Annotated in this window: 7 protein-coding genes and 1 tRNA gene; 5 read left to right on the forward strand and 3 right to left on the reverse strand. The window is 67.0% G+C overall.

Annotated elements, in window-relative coordinates; genetic code table 11:
• On the reverse strand, positions 1 to 471 hold a 471-nt coding region (locus H0W40_RS18100), incomplete at its 3' end, for an MgtC/SapB family protein (RefSeq protein WP_292449069.1).
• 102 nt (positions 472 to 573) lie between these two features.
• Between H0W40_RS18100 and H0W40_RS18105 the strand changes: the two genes are divergently transcribed.
• Positions 574 to 648 (forward strand) — tRNA-Arg (locus tag H0W40_RS18105).
• Positions 649 to 743: 95 nt separating this feature from the next.
• Here the strand turns inward: H0W40_RS18105 and H0W40_RS18110 are convergent.
• Positions 744 to 1,505 carry a DUF1194 domain-containing protein gene (locus tag H0W40_RS18110; RefSeq protein WP_292449072.1) on the reverse strand — a complete coding sequence of 254 codons (762 nt, stop codon included), beginning with the start codon at positions 1,503 to 1,505 and terminating at the stop codon, positions 744 to 746.
• A gap of 392 nt (positions 1,506 to 1,897) precedes the next feature.
• Entirely contained in the window at positions 1,898 to 3,523 is a 1,626-nt protein-coding gene (locus H0W40_RS18115; RefSeq protein WP_292449074.1) for an iron ABC transporter permease, read from the reverse strand.
• Between the two features lie 96 nt (positions 3,524 to 3,619).
• On the opposite strand from H0W40_RS18115, the gene H0W40_RS18120 reads away from it, so the two are divergent.
• The 4 genes from H0W40_RS18120 to H0W40_RS18135 all read left to right on the forward strand — a co-directional run.
• On the forward strand, positions 3,620 to 4,732 hold the full coding sequence (locus H0W40_RS18120; protein WP_292449077.1) for an ABC transporter ATP-binding protein: 1,113 nt from the start codon (positions 3,620 to 3,622) through the stop codon (positions 4,730 to 4,732).
• Between the two features lie 129 nt (positions 4,733 to 4,861).
• Positions 4,862 to 6,307, forward strand: coding sequence for a S41 family peptidase (locus H0W40_RS18125; protein WP_292449080.1), 1,446 nt, complete (start codon positions 4,862 to 4,864; stop codon positions 6,305 to 6,307).
• Between the two features lie 164 nt (positions 6,308 to 6,471).
• A complete protein-coding gene (locus H0W40_RS18130; protein ID WP_292449083.1) occupies positions 6,472 to 7,224 on the forward strand; it encodes a HesA/MoeB/ThiF family protein in 753 nt (250 codons plus the stop codon).
• Between the two features lie 116 nt (positions 7,225 to 7,340).
• Positions 7,341 to 7,899: LOG family protein (locus H0W40_RS18135; RefSeq protein WP_367153842.1), on the forward strand; the 559-nt coding region annotated here is incomplete at its 3' end.

The following is a 7,899-nucleotide window of genomic DNA, read 5'->3' on the forward strand; positions in this document are numbered from 1 at the left end:
GCCGTGGCTGAACCGGAACAGCACCCGCAGGATGATCAGCACCATGAACGTGCTGAGCACGGCGGTGGTCTCCAAACCCAAGCCTGCCGTGATGCCGATGGCGGCGGTGCCCCAGATGCCGGCCGCCGTCGTCAGGCCGCGGATCACGCCGTCGTCCTTGAGCTTGAGCACCGCTCCGGCACCCAGAAAGCCGATGCCGGCGATGATGCCCTGCAGCACACGGCTCAGATCGCCCAGCTCCATGCCGGCCTGCAATGGCGCCAGCACGAACAGCGCGGCCCCGAGCGACACCAGCATGTGCGTGCGCAAGCCGGCGGCGCTGTCGCTGCGCTCGCGCTCGTAGCCGATCAGCGCACCCAGCAGCATGGCCATGAGCAAGCGCACGACGACCCGCGTGAACTGCTCCATGTCGGGGATGTCAGAGAACTCCTGCTGCACGGTGGCGAGGATGGTGTCCCAGGCGCTGTTCATAGGGCAATTTATTGAAAGGGAATGCGGGAACGGGTTCGCCCGAAGGCAGCAGGCCGGAGGTTTTACACTGCTTCGCGCTCGTGCATCGCCCGAGGCACTCCGCTCGCCGTAGTTCAACGGATAGAACAGCCGCCTCCTAAGCGGCAAATACAGGTTCGATTCCTGTCGGCGGGACCAGCGTATTCGGCACGTTGGTCTCGAAAGCGCCATGGCAGAAATGAAAAACCCCGCCGAAGCGGGGTTGCGGAAACCATGAAGCGCGTGACGTCGGATCAGCCGCGACCTTTGCGCCGGGCCATGAATCCGATCAGGCCCAGCCCCGCCAGCATCAAGGCGTAAGTCTCCGGCTCGGGGATCGGTTGCCCAATGACGATTTCCCTGCCGAGTTTCTCGCTGATGGCGCCCGAGAAATCATTGAAGGTGGCTGCCGATACCACGAACGAGCCCGTGCCGCCGATCACGTTGTTCTGATAGAAGTCCCTGATCGTCTGCGAGCCGATGGCCAAGCCGTTGATCTGGTCGATGCCGCCCTTTCCGAGCGCGGCGTTGCGGGCAATCTGCGTCGCGAATGTGCTGCTGATTCCATCGCCCGAAACGTCGATGACCTGGCGGGCAGCATCGAAGTCATTGCTCGCGAACAGTGGGACGGCGTAGGAGATCGCATTGGCGATGGCCGTCAAACCGCTGAACGGACGCACCGTTGCCCCGATCATGTCCGCAAAGGATCCGGCACTGGCGGCGCTGTCGATGAGCGTCCAGCCGACGGCGACCGATTGCTCCGAGGCGCCTGACCAGTACACCAGGGTGGCTGCCACCGAGCGCCCCGCGTCGAACGCAGCCTGAAGAGTCGGGTTGTTGAACGCCGCGGCGTAACCATCCCGCTGCAAGGCGAATTCCGTTGCGCTGATGCTGTTGGAGGAATCCACCAGCAGGGCCAGTTCGAGGTCGACAACGGTGACGGCCAGTGCCGAAGTCGAGCCGAGACCCAGGGCGATCGCGAGCGCCAGAGGTTTGAAAGACACGGGTTTTCTCATTGAGTACTCTCTTTTTGTGACAGGGGTTTTCTCGGCTGCTCATATAAAACCCGGATTGCCCGAGCAGAGCATCTGGACGTTGCCGAAGTGGCGAACGACCATCGCGTTGAAGGCAACGACGGTAGCCTTGAAAGAGCGAATCACAAATCCTGAGAACTAGGGGTTGAAAATCGACAATCCACCTTCCGAGGCTTGCTACGCAGTAATCGGTAAACCCATCGCAAAAACATCGAGATATGGAATACCGTTCGGAAAGTGGTTATTAAATGATTCTCTGTTTGTGGCGCCGAAGATATTTCAACCTCGCAGGTCGAAACCACTCACGCGGGGCGCCACGGACCGGCGGCGACGGCCAAGCTGGAACTCCGATCGGGCGCCGGCCGCCGCTTCTGTCAGCGCCCGCGCATCGCCCGCGACAGCATCACCACCGGCAGCAGCCCGACGACCACGATCGCCAGCGAGGGCAGCGCCGCTTCGGCGAGTCGCTCGTCGCGTGCTAGCTGGTAGGCCACGACGGCCAGCGTGTCGCTGTCGAAGGGCCGCAGCACCAGCGTGGCCGGCAATTCCTTCATCACGTCGACGAAGACGAGCAGGCCGGCGGCCAGGCCCGCGCGCGTGAGCAGCGGCGCGTGCACGCCGAAGAAGAGCCGCGCAGAGCCGGCGCCCAGCGTGCGTGCCGTGTCGTCGAAGCTCGCCGGAATGCGCGCATAGCCGGCCTCCACCGACTGCAGCGCCACAGCCGAAAAGCGCACCAGGTAGGCATAGAGCAGCCCGCCGATGCTGCCGGTCACGGCAAGCTGCGCCCAGCCGGCCGCGGCCGAGCCCGGCGCAGCCGCCTGCACCCAGCCCAGCGGCAGCAGCAGGCCGACGGCAATCACCGCACCCGGCACGGCATAGCCGAGGGACACCAACCGAGCCAGCGGCTGAATCAGCCCGCCGGAGCGGGTGCGCAGCAAAAAGCCGATCAGCAGTGCCAGCGCCACGGCGGCCAGCGCGGCCAGGGTGGCGAGCTTCAGGCTGGTCCAGGCCCAGCCGGCGAAACGCCCCCACGGCAGGCCGCCGGCGCCTTCAACGCCGCCGTAGCTGGCCTCGCGCCACACGCCATGCAACAGCACCGCGATCGGCAGCACGAAGCCGAGCAGCACCGGAGTGGCACACAAGGCCACCGCCAGCGCGGCGTGTCGCCCACTCAGTTGCACCGCGCGGGCTTCGCTGCCGCGCCCGCCGCCGCGCGAGCTCGCATAGCGCAGCCGCGCCTGCGCGCGCCGCTCGGCCCACAGCAGCACGCCCACCACGGCCAACAACACAGTGGCCAGCTGAGCGGCGGCGAGGCGGTCGTCCATCGACAGCCAGGCCTTGTAGATGCCCGTGGTGAAGGTGCCCAGGCCGAAATACGAACCGACGCCGTAGTCGGCCAGCGTCTCCATCAGCGCCAGTGCCACGCCTGCGGCCAGCGCCGGGCGGGCCAGCGGCAGCGCGACGCTGCGCACCCGTCGGCCGAGGCCGGCACCGAGCAGCCGCGCCGCTTCCATGAGGTGCAGGCCGCGTTCGAGCAGCGCGCCTCGCGTGAGCAGGTAGACGTAGGGGTAGAGCACCAGCGTGAACAGGACGATGGCGCCCGGCAGGCTGCGCACGTCGGGCCACAGCGCACCCTCGGCGCCGGTCAACTCACGCAGGCCGGTCTGCAGCGGGCCGCTGTACTGCAGAAAATCGGTCATGGCGTAGGCCAGCACGTAGGCCGGCATGGCCAGCGGCAGTAGCAGCGCCCACTCGAAGAGGCGCCGGCCCGGGAAGTCGAACAATGTGACCGCCGCCGCGGTTGCGCCGCCGAGCGCCCCGACCCCGACCCCGACCCCGACCGCCAGCAGCAGCGAGGTCAGCGCATAACCCGGCAGCACCGTGACGGCCTGATGCCGCAGCAACTCGAGACTGTCTGCCTGTGGGGCGAGCCAAGCCCCTGCGATACCGAGCAGCGGCAGCGCCAGCAGCGCACACAGCACGACGGCCAGGCGCCGCATGTCAGCGACCGGCTCGCAAGTCGAGGCACTCGACGTTCACTTCGACAACGGGAATACGAACGACTTGCATTTTCAGTACTAGATATGATAGCGGCCATGCTGCTGTCACTTGACCGGGTCTGCATTCGCTATGCGGCCACCGCCTCCGGCAGCGGGGAACGGGCCGCCGTGGACGGCGTGTCCTTCGGGCTGGCACACGGGCAGATCGGCGTGCTCATCGGCCCCTCGGGCTGCGGCAAGACCTCGTTGCTGCGCGCCATCGCCGGCCTGGAGCCGCTGGCCGACGGACGAATCGCACTGGGCGAGGAGGTGCTGGGCGACGCCGACCAGCGCCTGCACTTGCCGCCCGAAGCCCGCCGAATCGGCATGGTGTTTCAGGACTACGCGCTATTTCCGCACCTGAGCGTGGCGCAGAACGTGGCCTTTGGCATTCAGAACCTGCCGCGAGCGCAGCGCGAGGAGCGGGTGGCCGATCTGCTCGAGCTCGTGGGATTGAGCGGCGCCGCGCGGCGAGCGCCACACCAGCTTTCCGGCGGCCAGCAGCAGCGCATCGCGCTGGCGCGCGCCCTGGCGCCCGCCCCCCGCCTGCTCCTGCTCGACGAGCCGTTCTCGAGCCTTGATGTCGACTTGCGCGAACGCCTCGCCCAAGAGCTGCGCGCCATCCTGAAGAAAACCGGCACCACCGCCCTGTTCGTCACGCACGACCAGCTCGAGGCCTTCGCGCTCGGCGACGTGATCGGCGTCATGAACCGCGGCCGGCTCGACCAGTGGGACGACGCCTATCACCTGTATCACCGCCCGGCCACCCGTTTCGTGGCGGATTTCATCGGCCATGGCGTGTTCACGCCGGCGCGCATCGTGGCCGGTGAGAACGGCGCCGGTCCGCGCGTGCGCACACCGCTCGGGGACTTTCGCGACCTCGAGGAATGCCCGGTGCCCAGCGCCTATGCGCACGGCGAGTGCGAGGTGCTGCTTCGGGCCGACGACATCATTCACGACGACGCCAGCCCGGTGAAGGCATGCATCGAACGCAAGGCGTTTCGCGGCTCGGAGTTTCTTTACACGCTGCGGCTGGCGAGCGGCGAGCAGGTGCTCGCGCACGTGCCCTCGCACCACGACCATCAGCTCGGCGAATGGATCGGCATACGCGCGGAAGTGGAGCACGTGGTGACCTTTGCGCGCGAGCTGCCGACCCCCCAGCCCGTCTGATGCGGCGCGGGTGCGAACCCTTGCCGAAAAGCCCGCGAATTGCAGGCAACTTTCAGCGCCCCTGCGAACTCAGAGATGCGGGGCCAGTCCTATACTGGCCTTGACTTTCCTAAAAGGATGCGCGACGTCATGGGTGCAAAGACCAAAGTAGCAGGCTGGATCGCGCTCGGCGCCGTCGCCGGTGCGCTGACCACGATGCAGTTGCCTGCCACCGGGCAAAACCCCAGTGCGGACTTGCCGCTCGAAGAGTTGCAGCAGCTCGCGGCGGTTTTCGGCATGGTCAAGACCGATTACGTCGAGCCGGTCGACGAGAGAAAACTCATCACCGACGCCATCGGCGGCATGGTCGCCGGGCTCGATCCGCACTCGCAGTTCTTCGACAAGAAGACCTTCAAGGAATTCCGTGAAGGCACGAGCGGGCGCTTCGTGGGCGTGGGCATCGAGATCGGCATGGAAGACGGCCTGGTCAAGGTGGTCTCGCCGATCGAAGGCTCGCCGGCTTTTCGCGCGGGCATCAAGAGCGGCGACCTCATCACCAAGATCGACGACAGCTTCGTCAAGGGCATGACGCTCGACGCGGCCGTCAAGAAAATGCGCGGCGAGCCGAGCACCAAGGTCATGCTGACCATCTTCCGCAAGGTCGAGAGCCGCAGCTTTCCCGTGACCATCACGCGCGAAGAAATCCGCATGCAAAGCGTGCGCTCGAAGATCGTCGAGCCCGGCTACGCCTGGCTGCGCGTGAGCCAGTTCCAGGACCGTACGGTCACGGACTTCGCGAGCAAGGTCACCGAGCTGTACAAGCAGGAGCCCAACCTCAAGGGCATGGTGCTCGATCTGCGCAACGACCCGGGCGGCCTGCTCGAGGCCTCGGTGGCCATCTCCGCAGCCTTTTTGCCCGACGACGTGACCGTGGTGTCGACCAACGGCCAGATTGCCGAATCCAAGGCGGTGTTCAAGGCCAGCCCCGAGTTCTACGCGCGCCGCGGCAACGATCCGCTCAGGCGGCTGCCGGAGGGCATCAAGAGCGTGCCGCTCGTGGTGCTGGTCAACGAAGGCTCGGCGTCCGCCAGTGAGATCGTCGCCGGCGCACTGCAGGACCACAAGCGCGCCACGATCATGGGCAGCCAGACGTTCGGAAAAGGCTCGGTGCAGACGGTGCGCCAGCTCTCGCCCGACACGGCGCTCAAGATCACCACGGCGCGCTACTACACGCCCAACGGCCGATCGATCCAGGCCACCGGCATCGTGCCCGACATCTGGCTCGACGAAACCGCCGAAGGCAACGTCTTCGCCGCGCTGCGCACCCGCGAGGCCGACCTGGAAAAGCACATCTCGAGCGGCCAGGGCGAAGAGGTCAAGGACCCCGCACGCGAAAAGGCCCGCGAAGCAGCGCTCAAGCGCCTGGAGGAAGCCAACAACGCGGCCGACAAGGACAAGGCGCCCAAGCCCCTGCCCGAGTTCGGCAGCGCCGAGGACTTCCCGCTGCAGCAAGCGCTCAACCGCCTCAAGGGCAAGACGGTGATGGTTTCGCGCACTGCGATCGAACGCAAGGTCGAGGAAACCAAGGTCAACTGAGGCCACACGCGCCGGTTGGAAAAGAGCCCGCTTCGGCGGGCTTTTTGCTGGCCGCAGGACAAGTCGAACGTGACGCGCGCCGAGCGTGTGACCGCGGGTGCCTTGCTGCGCCACGGCTGCCGCGACGGTGACGCCGAGCCGAGCACAGCCGCTATCCTCGCCGCATGAACGACGATCAGCTGCTGCGCTACAGCCGCCACATCCTGCTCGACGAGATCGGCATCGAAGGCCAGCAGCGGTTGCAGGATTCGCATGCGCTGGTCATCGGCGCCGGCGGCCTGGGCTCGCCTGCCCTGCTCTACCTCGGCACGGCAGGCGTGGGCACCATCACCGTGGTCGATCACGACAGCGTGGACCTCACCAACCTGCAGCGCCAGATCGCGCACGACATGGCGCGGCTCGGTACCCCGAAGGCCGAGTCGGCAGCTCGAAGCATCGCCGCCATCAACCCCGGCGTGCGCGTGCAACCGCTGATCGAGCGCGCCGATGCAAAGCGGCTCGATGCGCTGGTGCGCGGGGCCGACGTCGTGCTGGACTGCAGCGACAACTTCGCGACCCGGCACGCCGTCAACCGCGCCTGCGTCGCGCACAGAAAGCCGCTGGTGGCCGGTGCGGCGATCCGCTTCGACGGCCAGATCTCCGTCTACGACTCGCGCGACGAAGCGAGTCCCTGCTACGCCTGCCTGTTTCCCGAGGACACGGCTTTCGAGGAGGTGGCCTGCTCCACGATGGGCGTGTTCGCGCCGCTGGTGGGCATCGTCGGCAGCATGCAGGCGGCCGAGGCGCTCAAGCTGTTGATCGGCATCACGCCTTCGCTGGCTGGACGGCTGCAGATGCTCGACGGGCGCGCCATGGAATGGACGGAGATCCGCCTGGCCCGGCGCGATGGCTGCCCGGTGTGTTCACCGCCCCGCTGAGGCTCGAGGCCGCGCTGCAGCGGCACATTGACAAGCTCACAGCGCACGCGACTCCGGCTCTGGCCCGCCGCGCCGATGAGCGGCATCGCGCCGCGTCGCCACGGTAAGCTTGTTGCATGAACGACGACATTCACAACGACCTGCTCGCGCGCAACTTTCCTTCCGCGGAAGAAGACGTCGCCGCAGTTCCCCAGGACTCGCGCTATGCCGGGCCCGGCAGCGCCTACCGGCTGGCCTTCGACGACAGCGAGTTCCTGCTGCGCGAGGAGCTGCGGCCGGTGCGCATGCAGCTCGAGCTCCTCAAGCCCGAGCTGGTGCAGCGCGAGCACGGCGTCGAGGCGACCGTCGTGATCTTCGGCAGCGCGCGCATTCCGGCGCACGAGCTGGCGCAGCAAAGAGTCGAGGCAGCCCGTGCCGACGGCGACACTGCTGGCCTGCGGCGTGCCGAGATGCAGCTGGTGATGTCGCAGCATTACGAGGAGGCGCGGCGTTTCGCCGGCATGGTGACCACCGCGTCCAAGCGGCTCGACCAGCCGATCGCCGTGGTCACCGGCGGCGGCCCCGGCATCATGGAAGCCGGCAACCGCGGCGCCTTCGAGGCCGGTGGCCCCAGCATCGGCCTGAACATCGTGCTGCCGCACGAGCAGGAGCCCAACGCCTACATCACGCCCGAGC

Origin of the sequence: Methylibium sp. (assembly GCF_013817345.1) — a bacterium.
Classification (GTDB): Bacteria; Pseudomonadota; Gammaproteobacteria; order Burkholderiales; family Burkholderiaceae_C; genus Methylibium.

What these genes read in the sequence shown, in the direction of transcription:
- H0W40_RS18110 (WP_292449072.1), bottom strand. Translation starts at nt 1,505, where the DNA reads ATGAGAAAACCCGTGTCTTTCAAACCTCTGGCGCTCGCGATCGCCCTG.
- H0W40_RS18115 (WP_292449074.1), bottom strand. Translation starts at nt 3,523, where the DNA reads ATGCGGCGCCTGGCCGTCGTGCTGTGTGCGCTGCTGGCGCTGCCGCTG.
- H0W40_RS18120 (WP_292449077.1), top strand. Translation starts at nt 3,620, where the DNA reads ATGCTGCTGTCACTTGACCGGGTCTGCATTCGCTATGCGGCCACCGCC.
- H0W40_RS18125 (WP_292449080.1), top strand. Translation starts at nt 4,862, where the DNA reads ATGGGTGCAAAGACCAAAGTAGCAGGCTGGATCGCGCTCGGCGCCGTC.
- H0W40_RS18130 (WP_292449083.1), top strand. Translation starts at nt 6,472, where the DNA reads ATGAACGACGATCAGCTGCTGCGCTACAGCCGCCACATCCTGCTCGAC.